Origin of the sequence: Mycobacterium tilburgii (assembly GCF_902168065.1) — a bacterium.
GTDB lineage: Bacteria > Actinomycetota > Actinomycetes > Mycobacteriales > Mycobacteriaceae > Mycobacterium > Mycobacterium tilburgii.
Map to the genome: position 1 here is coordinate 13,558 of NZ_LR655707.1, position 13,973 is coordinate 27,530.

Consider the following 13,973-nt stretch of genomic DNA (forward strand, 5'->3'; position numbering starts at 1 on the left):
TCATCGGTCATAAACTGGCCTCTCTATGGCCGGTCCGATTCCTCTTCACGCAAGCGTTCGTCGCGAGTCGTCGTTCGTGCACCTGCACAACCACACCGAGTACTCGATGCTGGACGGGGCCACGAAGATCGCGCCGATGCTCGCCGAGGTGGAACGGCTGCAGATGCCCGCGGTCGGGATGACCGACCACGGAAACATGTTCGGCGCCAGCGAGTTCTACAACGCGGCGACCAAGGCGGGAATCAAGCCCATCATCGGTGTCGAGGCGTACATCGCGCCCGCGTCGCGCTTCGACACCCGCCGGGTTCTGTGGGGTGACCCGAGCCAGAAGTCCGACGACGTCTCGGGTAGCGGCTCCTACACACACCTGACGATGGTGGCCGAGAACGCCACCGGGCTGCGCAACCTGTTCAAGCTGTCCTCGCTGGCCTCCTTCGAGGGTCAGCTCGGCAAGTGGTCGCGGATGGACGCCGAGCTCGTTGCCGAATACGCCGAGGGCATCATCGCCACCACCGGCTGCCCGTCCGGGGAGGTGCAGACCCGGCTGCGGCTGGGCCACGACCGCGAGGCGCTGGAGGCGGCGGCCAAGTGGCGCGAAATCTTCGGACCCAACAACTTCTTCCTCGAGCTGATGGACCACGGGCTGTCCATCGAGCAGCGGGTCCGCGAGGGTCTGCTGGAGATCGGCCGCAAGCTCGACATCCCGCCGCTGGCCACCAACGACTGCCACTACGTGACCCGCGACGCCGCGCACAACCACGAGGCGCTGCTGTGCGTGCAGACCGGCAAGACGCTCTCGGACCCGAACCGGTTCAAGTTCGACGGTGACGGTTATTACCTGAAGTCGGCCGCCGAGATGCGGCAGATCTGGGACGACCAGGTGCCCGGCGCGTGTGACTCCACCCTGTTGATCGCCGAGAGGGTGCAGTCCTACGAGGAGGTGTGGACGCCCCGCGACCGAATGCCCATCTTCCCGGTACCCGAGGGGTACGACCAGGCCAGCTGGCTGCATCACGAGGTGATGGCCGGACTGCGGCGACGCTTCCCGTCCGGGGTCGGCCAGAACTACATCGACCGCGCCGAATACGAGATCAACGTCATCTGCGACAAGGGTTTCCCATCTTACTTCCTGATCGTCGCCGACCTGATCAACTACGCCCGCTCGGTCGATATCCGGGTCGGGCCGGGCCGCGGGTCGGCGGCGGGTTCGCTGGTGGCCTATGCGCTGGGCATCACCAACATCGACCCGATTCCGCACGGGCTGCTGTTCGAGCGGTTCCTCAACCCTGAGCGCCCGTCGGCACCCGACATCGACATCGACTTCGACGACCGTCGGCGCGGTGAGATGGTGCGCTACGCCGCGGAGAAGTGGGGCCAGGACCGCGTCGCTCAGGTGATTACCTTCGGCACGATTAAAACCAAAGCGGCGCTGAAGGATTCGGCTCGTATCCACTACGGACAGCCCGGGTTTGCGATCGCCGACCGGATCACCAAGGCGCTGCCGCCGCCGATCATGGCCAAGGACATTCCGCTGTCGGGGATCACCGATCCCAGCCACGAGCGGTACAAGGAAGCCGCCGAGGTCCGCGGTCTGATCGAAACTGACCCGGACGTACGCACCATCTACCAGACCGCGCGCGGCCTGGAGGGGTTGATTCGCAACGCCGGTGTGCACGCGTGTGCGGTGATCATGAGCAGTGAGACGCTCACCGAGGCGATCCCGCTGTGGAAGCGGCTCCAGGACGGGGCCATCATCACCGGCTGGGACTACCCGTCGTGTGAGGCCATCGGCCTGCTGAAGATGGACTTCCTGGGCCTGCGCAACCTGACGATCATCGGCGACGCGCTGGACAACATCAAGGCCAACCGGGGGATCGACCTCGACCTCGAGTCGGTGCCGCTGGACGACAAGGCCACCTACGAGCTGCTGGGCCGCGGCGACACCCTGGGGGTGTTCCAGCTCGACGGCGGGCCGATGCGCGACCTGCTGCGCCGGATGCAGCCCACCGAGTTCAACGACATCGTGGCGGTGCTGGCGCTGTACCGGCCGGGGCCGATGGGCATGAACGCCCACAACGACTACGCCGACCGCAAGAACGGCCGTCAGGTGATCAAGCCGATCCACCCAGAGCTTGAGGAACCGCTTCGCGAAATCCTTTCCGAGACCTACGGATTGATCGTCTACCAAGAGCAGATCATGTTCATCGCCCAGAAGGTCGCCTCCTACACGATGGGTAAGGCCGACGCGCTGCGCAAGGCGATGGGGAAGAAGAAGCTCGAGGTGCTCGAAGCCGAGTACAAGGGTTTCTACAAAGGCATGACCGCCAACGGGTTCTCCGAAAAAGCGGTGAAAGCGTTGTGGGATACCATCCTTCCGTTCGCCGGGTACGCGTTCAACAAGTCGCACGCCGCCGGGTACGGGTTGGTGTCGTACTGGACGGCCTACCTGAAGGCGAACTACCCGGCCGAGTACATGGCGGGCCTGCTGACCTCGGTCGGCGACGACAAAGACAAGGCCGCCGTGTATCTGGCCGACTGCCGCAAGCTCGGCATTACCGTGCTGCCGCCGGACGTCAACGAATCCCTGGTAAACTTCGCCTCGGTCGGCAAAGACATTCGTTTCGGCCTGGCCGCGGTCCGCAACGTCGGTGCCAACGTGGTGTCCTCGCTGATCAAAACCCGCACCGAGAAAAGCAAATTCACCGATTTCTCGGATTATCTGAACAAGATCGACATCTCGGCCTGCAACAAGAAAGTCACCGAATCGTTGATCAAAGCCGGCGCTTTCGATTCGCTGGGGCATGCCCGCAAGGGCCTGTTCCTGGTGCACACCGACGCGGTCGATTCCGTGCTGGGCACCAAGAAGGCCGAGGCGATCGGCCAGTTCGATCTGTTTGTCGGCGGCAACGACGGGATCGACGGTACCGATTCGGTGTTCACCATCAAGGTCCCCGGCGACGAATGGGAAGACAAACACAAGCTTGCCCTGGAGCGGGAAATGTTGGGGCTCTACGTGTCCGGGCATCCGCTCAACGGGGTCGCGCATCTGCTGGCAGCCCAGGTCGACACCGAGATCCCGGCCATCCTCGACGGGGATGTGCCCAACGACGCCCAGGTGCGGGTGGGCGGCATCCTGGCCTCGGTGAACCGGCGGGTCAACAAGAACGGAATGCCTTGGGCATCGGCCCAATTGGAAGATCTCACCGGTGGCATCGAGGTGATATTCTTCCCGCACGCGTACTCCGCGTACGGGGCCGACATCGCCGACGACGCGGTGGTGCTGATCAACGCGAAGGTGGCGATCCGCGATGACCGGATCTCGCTGATCGCCAACGAGCTTGTGGTGCCCGACTTTTCCAATGCGCAGCCGAATCGGCCGCTTGCGGTCAGCCTGCCCACCCGGCAGTGTACGATCGACAAGGTCACTGCACTCAAACAGGTGCTGGCGCGGCACCCCGGTACCGCGCATGTCCATCTGCGGCTGATCAGCGGCGACCGGATCACGACGCTGGAGTTGGATCAGTCGCTGTGCGTGACGCCGTCGCCCGCGTTGATGGGTGACCTCAAGGAACTGCTCGGCCCTGGCTGTCTGGGTAGCTGAGCCGTCGCTCGACCGGCGCCCGTTTTCGGTGTACGCGTCTCCGACTTACTCATTTCCGGTGTGCGATGACGGCTTCCACTGTGCGTCTGCGGCGGCGGTGGTGCCCGGCGTGTCGCCGCCACGCTTGTACACCCGGCGCCGCGCGCGGGGGGGGCAGGTCCACCCGGACGATGAGGCTGTCGTCCCCACAGGCCACGCGCGTGCCCGCCGCAGTTTCTCCCGCAGCGGCAGGTCGCGGTGCACGTTGGTCACGCCCGGAATCTTGAGCAGCGGCACGATGTTCCACTGCCAGCCGTAACGCTGGTGGAGCAACCGATTCGCCCGCTCGGGCCTCCTCGCCTGACAACAGCGTGGCGCGTCCGGTCAGCGTCGGCGCCCCCTCGTGCACCCGGCCGCGGTAATCGTAGGCGACCAGTTCCACCTCGGGGTGAGCGGCCAACCGCTTGGCCTTGGGTCCCGCCTTGGTCCCGAATATCAGCGCATTGCCGTCCATCGCGAACCAGATCGGGGTGTCGACAGGTGTCCCGTCGCGCCGAAACGTGCGCAACAACGCGTATCGGGCGGTGCTGAGTTGGTGAAGGGTATGCATGCTGCCGGTACGGAACTTAGAGTTGACTCTAACTCAAGCATCGAGTGCCGGGGAGGTTCGAGTGTCGCTGACCATCGGCCAAGTCGCTCACCATCGGCCAAGTCGCTCACCATCGGCCAAGTCGCTCACCATCGGCCAAGTCGCTCACCATCGGCCAAGTCGCTCACGAATCCGGCGTCGTGTCGACCACGCTGTGCTACTACGAACAGATCGGTCTGCTGCTCGCGCCGATGCGCCAGGGCGGACAGCGCCGGTACGACGACGCGGTGCTGGCCCGCCTCGAGGTCATCGGGTTGTGCAAGTCCGCGGGCTTCGCGCTGGACGAGATCCAGGTGCTGTTCGCCGACGACGCACCCGGCCGTCCCGCGTGCCGGGGCCCTGGCCCAAGCCAAACTCGCCGAGATCGACACGCAGATGGCGGCGCTGACCCGGGCCCGGGCCGTGATCGAGTGGGGAACAGTGCGCCTGCCCGTCCATCGACGCCTGCACGTGCGGCATCCATCCGGCCTAGAACTGGTAGCGCAAGATCCGTGCCTTGCGGGCGGAAACCTCGAGCATGCCGGACACCTTGGTGGCGAACCGAATCCAGCCCGGGAACAGCTTGACCTCGGGCTGGTGGGCCAGGCTGGCCTCTTCGATCAGGGTGAGCGCCGGATTCCATTTCTCCGGCACGTGCGGGTCCCCGAACCCCGGATAACCCCATTGGGCGCCGACACTGCTGAACATTCGCTGCGGCGCCAATTTGACCGCCAGCCGGCTGATCCAGCCGATCCGGCCGTAGTCGTTGAACGCCAACTGTCCGGAGCTGAAATACGTGGTGATGCGTCGAAACAGCGCGATCAGCACGGGCTCGGACAGAAACGCGAACAACCCGTCGGCGATCACCATGGTCGGCCGATCAGCGGGAAGGGTGTTGGGCCAGCTCTGGTCGGCCACGGACGCGGTCACAACGTGGGCGCGCGCACTGACCGGCATCAGCTGCGCACGCAGCGCGCTGACCCCCGGCAGGTCGATGCTGTACCAGTCGACGGTGTCAGGTGGGCCGACCCGGAACGGGCCGGAATCCAGCCCCGCGCCGAGGTCGACGATGACGGCGTCCGGGTGCTCGGCGGTGAATGCCCGCACCCGTTCGTCGAGCATCTTGGCGCGCAACGCCATTTGACACACCACGCTCGCGGGGATGCCGAGCCCGGCGAAGTCATAGTCGATCTGGTCGACGATGTCGGCGGCGAGGGTATCGCCGAGAATCGGCCGGGGCCAGCGGCTGTCCAGTGCGCGGGCGTGTTGGGTTAGCAACGCGGTCTCTTCGAGCGGCGTCAGGTTGTGCACGCCGATACGGGGTTGGGGCCGCATGACCCGAACGTACTCGGTGCCCCCGGCACCGGCGGGCCGATACCCCGCGAATTCACAAATTGTGCTCCGAGCTCCCCGGCGGCGGATGTACGCTCAACCCGGGGAGGTGGACACGCGCCGCTGGTCAGAGGCCGATCCCGCGACCCGGGTGACATTTGAGGAGAACGGACATGACGACAACCCGATCCACGACTGCAACGGGGTGCGCGGCGTGACCGGAGGGCGGCTCACGACGGCGCGCGAACTCGGTCGCGCAGGGGTCCGAAAGGTGTTGCAACGCACCGGAGTTATCGAGGAATCCGTGACGCCGTTGCCCACCGATCCGCCCGCGGTGACGCGGCTGCTGGGCGCGCCGTGGTACGACGAGCGGCTGACAAGGCTGGCCGACGAGCTCGGCTGCGACATCACCGACGTGCGCGCCGAGGCCGTCGGGTATCTGCGTGAGATGTCGGCCTCGCTGGACAAGCGCGCGGTGCAGGGCTGGCGCGGGTTCAGCCGCTGGCTGATGCGGGCCTACGACGTGTTGGTGGACGAGGATCAAATCGCGCAGCTGCGCAAATTGGATAGCAAGGCCACTCTGGCGTTCGCCTTCTCGCACCGTTCGTATCTGGACGGCATGCTGCTGCCCGAAATGGTGCTGGCCAACCGGCTCTCGCCGGCGCTGACCTTCGGTGGGGCCAACCTGAACTTCTTCCCGATGGGCGGATGGGCCAAGCGCACCGGCACGATCTTCATCCGTCGCCAGACCAAAGACATTCCCGTGTACCGCTTCGCGCTACGCGCCTACGCTGCGCAGTTGGTGCAGGACCACGCGAATCTGGCCTGGTCGATCGAGGGCGGCCGGACCCGCACCGGCAAACTGCGGCCGCCAGTCTTCGGCATTCTGCGCTACATCACCGATGCCGTCGACGAAATCGACGGTCCCGAAGTGTATTTGGTGCCTACATCGATCGTGTACGACCAGCTGCACGAGGTCGAGGCGATGATCACCGAGGCCTACGGCGCGGTGAAGCGGCCGGAGGATCTGCGGTTTTTGGTCGGATTGGCCCGCCAGCAGGGTAAACGGCTCGGTCGCGCCTACCTGGACTTCGGCGAACCGCTGCCGCTGCGCAAGCGCCTCGAGGAGATGCGCGGTGACGAGCAGGGCACCGGGACCGAGATCGAGCGCATCGCCCTGGACGTCGAGCACCGGATCAACCGTGCGACGCCGGTGACGCCCACGGCGGTGGTGAGCCTGGCGCTGCTCGGGGCGGACCGGTCGTTGTCGATCAGCGAGGTGCTGGCCACGGTGCGACCGTTGGCCAGCTACATCACGGCACGGAACTGGGCCGTCGCCGGGGCGGCGGACCTGACCAACCGGTCCACGATCCGGTGGACGCTGCATCAGTTGGTCGCCTCCGGCGTGGTCAGCGTGTACGACGCCGGCACCGAAGCGGTCTGGGGGATCGGCGAGGACCAGCATCTGGTCGCGGCATTCTACCGTAACACCGCGATTCACATCCTGGTCGACCGCGCGATCGCCGAAACGGCTCTGCTGGCCGCGGCGGAACACGCCGTGAACTCGCCGGGCGGCATGGTGTCGCCGGTGACCGTGCGCGATGAGGCGCTGAACCTGCGGGAACTGCTGAAGTTCGAGTTCCTGTTCTCCGGGCGAGCCCAGTTCGAAAAGGAGCTGGCCGACGAGGTTCGGCTGATCGGGCCGGTCGAGGACACCAGCAAACCCGCCGCGGCCGCCACGGTGCGCGGACTGCTGGAATCGGCCGACCTGCTGCTGGCGCATTTGGTGCTGCGGCCGTTCCTGGACGCCTACCACATCGTCGCCGACCGGCTGGCCGCGCTGGAGGACGAGGAGCCCGACGAGGACGAGTTCCTGACCGATTGCCTGGAACTGGGCAAGCAGTGGGAGTTGCAGCGCCGCATCGCCAGCGCCGAGTCGAGATCGATGGAGCTGTTCAAGACGGCGCTGCGGCTGGCCCGGCACCGCGAGTTGGTCGGTGGCGCCGATCGCGAGCACATCGCCAAGCGCCGGCAGGAGTTTGCCGACGAGATCGCGACCGCGACGCGACAGGTCAACGCGATAGCCGAGCTGGGCAGGATACGGGTGATTCCGCCGCTGGACTGATCCCATCGTTGAGCGGGTGCATCGGGCTTACAGTGGTGGACATGCCACTCACCGGAGAGTACGAACCGTCGCCCTGGGACTGGTCGCGCGAACAGGCCGAGAAATACGCCGAATCCGGCGGGGCCGCGGCCGCCGACATGAAGGGCGAGCCCATCATTTTGCTGACCACGGTCGGGGCCAAGACCGGCAAGCTCCGCAAGAGCTGCAGGACTGGTCGGTCACCCGCGACTACGACGCGCGCGAGGTGTTCGGTGACTAAAAGGCCGTCTGGTGGGAGCGCGCCGCAGCGGCCTGGCCAGACTACGCCGAATACCAGAAGAAAACCGAACGCCAGATCCCGGTGTTCGTCCTGACCCCGATGAACTGAGCCGATTAGGCAGGTGGCGGGGGGGTGCGTGGCACCATTGACCGGTGTCCGCCTCACTGAGCCAGAGTTCGAGTATGTCACCGCCGCCTGTCATGACCGCGGCCTTCGTTGACGCGGCGGCCCAGCGAATTGTTGCGGTGATCACGCCTACCCCGCTGCAATATAGCGATCGGCTGTCGGCGATCACCGGCGCGCAGGTCTACCTGAAGCGGGAAGATCTGCAGGTAGTGCGGTCCTACAAGCTGCGCGGCGCCTACAACCTGCTGGTCCAGCTGTCCGCGGAGGAGATCGGCGCCGGTGTGGTGTGCTCCTCGGCGGGCAATCACGCGCAGGGTTTCGCCTACGCGTGCCGTACCCTCGGGGTGCGCGGCCGCGTCTATGTGCCGGCGAAGATGCCTAAGCAGAAACGGGACCGGATCCGCTATCACGGCGATGGCTGCATCGAGCTCATCGTGGGCGGTTCGACCTACGATCTGGCCGCCGAGACGGCCCTCGAGGACGTCCGGCGCACTGGCGCGACGCTGGTGCCGCCGTTCGACGACCTGCGCACCATGGCCGGTCAGGGCACCATCGCCGTCGAGATGCTCGACCAGCTCGACAAACTCGGGGTGGGGGAGCCCGATCTCGTCGTGGTCCCGGTCGGCGGCGGTGGATGCATCGCGGGCATCACGGCCTATTTGGCCGAACGCACGTCGAGCACCGCGGTGCTGGGCATCGAACCGGCCGGGGCCGCCGCCATGATGGCCGCGCTGGCAGCCGGTGAACCGGTCACCTTGGATCATGTCGACCAGTTCGTCGACGGCGCTGCGGTGAAGCGGGCGGGAACGCTGCCGCATGCCGTGCTGGCCGCCGCGGGCGACATGGTGTCGATCACGACGGTCGACGAGGGCGCGGTGTGCACCGCTATGCTGGATCTCTACCAGAACGAGGGCATCATCGCCGAGCCGGCGGGCGCGTTGTCGGTCACCGGCCTGCTGGAGGCCGAGGTCGAGCCCGGCTCCACGGTCGTCTGCCTGATCTCGGGCGGCAACAACGACGTCTCCCGCTACGGCGAGGTGCTGGAGCGGTCGCTGGTCCACCTCGGTCTCAAGCACTATTTCCTGGTCGACTTCCCGCAGGAGCCCGGCGCGCTGCGTCGATTCCTCGACGAGGTGCTCGGGCCTAACGACGACATCACCCTGTTCGAGTACGTCAAGCGCAACAACCGCGAAACCGGTGAGGCGTTGGTCGGGATCCAGCTGGGCTCGTCGGCCGAGCTGGACGATCTGCTGACGCGGATGCGGGAGACCGAGATTCACTTCGAGAAGCTGCACCCGGGCTCGCCGGCCTACCGGTACCTGCTGCTCTGACCCGTCACCGCGCGTAGTGCGTCAGGTAGTCCGGCGCCACGGTCGCGGGGTCGAGGTCGTCGGCGGGAACCGGCGTACCGGCGGTCAGGGTCAACGGAACCACCCCCGCCCAGTGCGGCACGCCGCGGCATATCGCCTATAGCGCGATCGCGGAGCGGTCGAGACTTCCAGGCGACGCGGCACCCGGGTTCGGCACCGTATCCGCCCATCGAATGCCCGACCCGCACCGGCGCCGTGGGCAGCTTGTCCACCACGGACGCCACGTCGCTGAGGTAGTGCGAAACCGAGGACAACCGTGACGGTTTGGCCGGGGCGCTGCCGCCGTGACCGCGCATGCTCAGCGCCACCGCGCGAAAGCCTTGTTCGGCAAAGAAATCGAGAAAGTTCATCTCCCAGTACCAGCCGGCCTGCCACGCACCGTGCACGAACAGCAGCGGCGTCGGATGTTACGGGGTCGCTTCCCTTTTGTCGATCACTTCGAGCATCTGAGGTCTCTTTTCGGGTTGGAGTTCAATGGCGAACGTGCCGGGCCACGGCGACTCACCGCATCGGGGGCCCCAGAACGCCTGTTGGCGCAGCGTTGTTTTGAGTAGTTTCCCGCTGGCATTGCGTGGCATCGTCGACTCGGCAGAGGCTTCGGGCCGATTCCAGTAGCCTGCAGTGACATTGGCCCCCGCACGGTCAGTTCGCCCACATTCGGATCGTCACCGAGGGGGATGACCCCCAGATCGACCGACGGCACGGCATACCCCACCGAATCCGCATGCTCGACGGCGTCCGAGTCGGGCATTATGGTCATCAGCCCGGCAGACTCGGCCATGCCGTACCCGTTGAATGCCCGGGCCTGTGGGAAGGCGTCCTTCAAGCTGCTGACCAGCGACGGGGCGATCGGCGCGCCACCATAGCCGACCCAGCGCACCCGGATACCTCGGTTGCGGCAAAGTCTTTGTGCCGCAACAGCAGCGAATAGATGGCGGGAACCGTCACCAGGAACGAGATCCGTTCGGCGGCCAGCGCATCCAGCATCGCGTCGATGTTCAACGTGGACATGATCACCGATGCGCCACCTTCGTAAACCATCGCCACATGCTGGACGCTGCACCCTGTGACGTGAAACAGCGGCACCGAGATCAGAGTGCGCAGCTGTTCGCCGGCTCCGGGCCGACAGCACGGGTAGCGTTCTCGCAGTTGGCGACAAAGGCCGGATGGGTGGTCGGCACCCCTTGGGACCTCGTGGCGATCGGCACCGCATACGTCGAGTTCGCGGTGCGCCGCCCTGCCCTGTTTCACCTGATGTTCGGCGCGCCCTGCGACCGGGAGAATGCCGAACGAGTCGCGGCGACCATGGCCATCTGCGATCTGGTCAGCGGCGGGGTGCGGCAGAACGTATCCGGAGTGCGACGTCGATGCGATGTCCAACGCGGTCTGGAGCCTGATGCACGGCCTGGCGTTCCTGCACCTCGACGGCAAGTTCGACGCCACCGACCCAGCGGTGGTGTCCGACCGGGTGCGCGCCGCGATCCGGGCGATCCTTGCCGCTAGTTACCAGGGCCAGGTACCGGCCTGGACAGGTTCAGAGTTGCGGACGGGCGCCCAGGGTTTCGCGAAACAGCGCGTTACGCAACGCGAGTTCCCTTGGGTCACTGACCAAATGGAAGCCCAGACGGTTCATCACATAGCCGTACCCGATGCCGGTGTCGGGTACGGCGAAGCCGAACAACTCCCCCGGCTCCCGGCGTGCCGAAGGCATTGTCGGTCGAACCGAAAATGCACAGCGGCACCGGCTTGTTGAAGCCGAGCGAGAATGTCGTATCGACGTGCAGCACCTTGTCTCGCAGCCCATTGGACGGCGGCAGCGCCGGATTGTGCAGAGCGTCGAGGGTGGTGGCGGTCAAACCGAGCTCGACCCCGCCGGTGGCGGCGCTGCCGTACAGCTTGGCGATCGACCGGGCGGTGCCGTTGACGGCGGGCATCTCGATCACGCGCAGCTCGTCCCGGTTAAGCGCGTCCAGCGATGTCGATCCCCTCGGCGACCGTCAACGACGGCGCCGTCAATCCGAACGGGTTGAACAAGACCAGCACGAAGCGCGCCGGTATCGTATTGAGATGCAGCAACAGTTCTCGCAGGGCCCAGACGTCCATCAGTGTGACTCGGTCGCGGTCCACCGAGCCCGGCAGCTCGATGTAGAAGTCGAGCCCCAGCGGGCGGGCGATCTTCTCGGCGAAGAACCGGCCCAGAGAACGCTTGGGTGGGATCGGTGCGGCGCAGCAGCTCACCCTCGTGCCAGCCCAGCGTGATGCCGTGGTAGCCGTGCCGGGTGCTCGGCGTCCACGCCGGTACCTGCGCCGCGAGCTTCGCCGCCAGCCGGGTCGGATCGGCCAGCGCCCGCAGCGTCAGTGCCGGCTTGACGACGGGCAATCCGGCCTGATGCGCCAGCAGCTGCCGCACGGTGATCGTTTCCTTACCGGCCTGCGCGAACTCCCGCCAGTAGTCGGCGACGCGAGCGTCATAGGAGAGATGGCCGCGCGAGGTGTCCACTGCAATCGCAAGGGAAGCAATGCCTTTGGTGGTGGAGAAGGCGTTGACGAGTGTCGGAATGCCACGGCGCCCTGACGATCCCATCGCGGTAGCCGCCCCACAGGTAGACGACCTTGCGGCCATCCCGGTAGACCGCGAGTGCGGCGCCGACCTCCCGACCCTGGCTGAAGTTGCGGCGGAACGCGTCTGCGACCTTGCCGTATCCCTCGTCGACGCCGCCGCCGATGATCTCCGGGGGCAGCACTGCGCTTTCGTCAGTCACGGTCGGCTCGTCCCAGGCAAGGAGGATGTCGCCGGCGACCGGCACCGTCACCGGCTCGGTACTCAGGTTGCAGGCGATGCGTAACTGGCCGCGGGACAGCACGCAGCCAGGGATCGGCCAGGTCGGGTTCTTTGTGACGCAGGGCGATCAGATCCCGGTAGAAGGTCGCAGCCGGGCATGCGCGGCGGAGCCGGTCTCGGCCCAATTCAATTTGGAGCGCTCGAACGTTTCCGGGTCCTGCGGGTCGGGAATCTGGTCGGCATCCCAGCCGTGCTCGGCGAACTCGGCTTTGCGCCCCTCCGCGGTGGCGCGGGCCAGTTCCGGTTCGGTGTGCGAGCAGAAGAATTGCAACGGCGTGGACGCTGCCCACTCCTCGCCCATGAAAAGCATTGCGGTGTAAGTGGATGCGAGCACCAGGGCCGCCTTGCCCGCCAGCTGGCCCGCGTCGAGGTATTGCGGCGGGCGGTCGCCGAGCGCGCGGTTGCCCACCTGGTCGTGCGTGCAGGTGTAGGCGAGCAGGAGGCTGGCGGGGATCGCCGTGGTGTCCAGCGGGCGCCCATGTCGCCGCCGGCGGAACGACGAATAGGTGCCGGCGTGGAAAAACCCGCGACGTAACGTGTCCGCGAGCGTGGCCAGCGTACCGAAGTCGGCGTAATAGCCCTGACGTTCGCCGGAGACCGCGGCGTGGATGGCGTGGTGGATATCGTCGTCCCATTGCGCCGTGATGCCGTACCCGTACTGGTCTCGCGGGATGATCAAGCGCGGATCGTTGAGATCGCTTTCGGCGACCAGCGACAGCGGCCGGCCCACTTATTGGGCGAGCCAATCGGTTTCGGTGGCCATCTCCTCGAGGATGTGCACGGCCGTGGTGTCGACCAGGGCATGCACGGCGTCCAGCCGTAGACCGTCGGCGTGAAAATCGCGCATCCAGCGCAGTGCACAGCCGATGATGTAGCGGCGCACCTCGTCAGAATCGGCGTCGGCGATGTTGATGCCTTCGCCCCAGGGGTTACTGCCCGAGGACAGGTAGGGGCCGAACCGTGGCAGGTAATTGCCGGACGGGCCCAGGTGGTTGAACACCGCGTCGATCAACACGCCCGCGCGTGGCAGGCATCGACGAGCCGGACCAAACCGTCCGGCCCGCCGTAGGGTTCGTGGACGCTGTACCACAGCACCCCGTCGTATCCCCAGCCATGCGTTCCGGCGAACGAGTTGACCGGCATCAGCTCGACAAAGTCGACGCCGAGATCGATCAGGTGGTCCAGCTTTTCGATTGCGGCGTCGAAGGTGCCGGCCGCGGTGAAGGTGCCGACATGCAGCTCGTAGATCACCGCGCCGGCCAGCGTCCGGCCGGGCCAATCGCCGTCGGTCCAGGTGACGCTCGCCGGGTCCCACAGCTGCGAACGAGCGTGGACCCCGTCGGGCTGGCGGGCCGAGCGCGGGTCGGGCAGCACGGTGGGATCGTCGTCGAGCAGGTATCCGTAGCGGGCGTCGCCGCCGGCGTCGACGTTGGCGTGCCACGAGCCGTCTTCGGTGCGGCTCATCGTATGCACGGTGCCCTCGACGTCGAGGCGGACCCGGGCTGGTTTGGGCGCCCAGATGCGGAATTCAGCCATGGTGGCGCTCCAGCACGACGACGGGCAGGTCTGCGAACAATTGCGCCGCGGATGTTGGCCCGTCGGCGATGGCTCCGGTGAGGCTGTCTTTCCAGGTGCCCTCGGGCAGCGCCAACACGGTGTTGCCCCAGCCGGTTTCGGTGAGCCGCACCGTCCAGCGGGTGACCGCGACCAC

The 13,973-nt window shown here is 66.3% G+C and carries 5 protein-coding genes and 8 pseudogenes; 5 read left to right on the top strand and 8 right to left on the bottom strand.

Annotation, left to right across the window (positions count from 1 at the left end):
• The first annotated feature begins 25 nt into the window (after nucleotides 1-25).
• Entirely contained in the window at nucleotides 26-3,601 is a 3,576-nt protein-coding gene (dnaE, locus tag FQ389_RS09155) for a DNA polymerase III subunit alpha (RefSeq protein ID WP_144206967.1), read from the top strand.
• 49 nt (nucleotides 3,602-3,650) lie between these two features.
• Here dnaE and FQ389_RS09160 read toward each other — a convergent pair.
• Nucleotides 3,651-4,190, bottom strand: a pseudogene (locus FQ389_RS09160) (PPOX class F420-dependent oxidoreductase).
• Between the two features lie 92 nt (nucleotides 4,191-4,282).
• On the opposite strand from FQ389_RS09160, the pseudogene FQ389_RS09165 reads away from it, so the two are divergent.
• Nucleotides 4,283-4,701, top strand: a pseudogene (locus FQ389_RS09165) (MerR family transcriptional regulator).
• Here FQ389_RS09165 and FQ389_RS09170 read toward each other — a convergent pair.
• Nucleotides 4,698-5,543 (bottom strand): class I SAM-dependent methyltransferase, encoded by an 846-nt coding sequence (locus tag FQ389_RS09170; protein WP_144206969.1) that lies wholly within the window; start codon nucleotides 5,541-5,543, stop codon nucleotides 4,698-4,700. The pseudogene FQ389_RS09165 and the gene FQ389_RS09170 overlap by 4 nt on opposite strands.
• Before the next feature lie 211 nt (nucleotides 5,544-5,754).
• Here FQ389_RS09170 and FQ389_RS09175 point away from each other — a divergent pair, with 211 nt between their 5' ends.
• The 3 genes and pseudogenes from FQ389_RS09175 (at nucleotide 5,755) to ilvA (ending at nucleotide 9,381) form a co-directional block, all read left to right on the top strand.
• Nucleotides 5,755-7,665 (top strand): lysophospholipid acyltransferase, encoded by a 1,911-nt coding sequence (locus tag FQ389_RS09175; RefSeq protein WP_260860620.1) that lies wholly within the window; start codon nucleotides 5,755-5,757, stop codon nucleotides 7,663-7,665.
• Nucleotides 7,666-7,706: 41 nt separating this feature from the next.
• Nucleotides 7,707-8,032: pseudogene (locus tag FQ389_RS09180) on the top strand (nitroreductase/quinone reductase family protein).
• A gap of 44 nt (nucleotides 8,033-8,076) precedes the next feature.
• Entirely contained in the window at nucleotides 8,077-9,381 is a 1,305-nt protein-coding gene (gene ilvA / locus FQ389_RS09185) for a threonine ammonia-lyase IlvA (protein ID WP_144206973.1), read from the top strand.
• A 4-nt stretch (nucleotides 9,382-9,385) separates the two neighbouring features.
• On the opposite strand, the pseudogene FQ389_RS19610 reads toward ilvA, so the two are convergent.
• From FQ389_RS19610 to FQ389_RS19630, 6 genes and pseudogenes are all read right to left on the bottom strand, one after another.
• Nucleotides 9,386-9,502: pseudogene (locus tag FQ389_RS19610) on the bottom strand (pyridoxamine 5'-phosphate oxidase family protein); the annotation flags it as partial.
• Nucleotides 9,477-9,806: pseudogene (locus FQ389_RS19615) on the bottom strand (alpha/beta hydrolase); the annotation flags it as partial. The pseudogenes FQ389_RS19610 and FQ389_RS19615, both read right to left, overlap by 26 nt.
• A gap of 195 nt (nucleotides 9,807-10,001) precedes the next feature.
• Nucleotides 10,002-10,607: pseudogene (locus tag FQ389_RS19620) on the bottom strand (class I adenylate-forming enzyme family protein); the annotation flags it as partial.
• 347 nt (nucleotides 10,608-10,954) lie between these two features.
• Nucleotides 10,955-12,161: pseudogene (locus FQ389_RS09205) on the bottom strand (serine hydrolase domain-containing protein).
• Nucleotides 12,159-13,798, bottom strand: a pseudogene (gene treZ / locus FQ389_RS09210) (malto-oligosyltrehalose trehalohydrolase); the annotation flags it as partial. The pseudogenes FQ389_RS09205 and treZ, both read right to left, overlap by 3 nt.
• Complete coding sequence (locus FQ389_RS19630; protein WP_260860623.1) at nucleotides 13,791-13,973, bottom strand: hypothetical protein; 183 nt, start codon at nucleotides 13,971-13,973, stop codon at nucleotides 13,791-13,793. The pseudogene treZ and the gene FQ389_RS19630, both read right to left, overlap by 8 nt.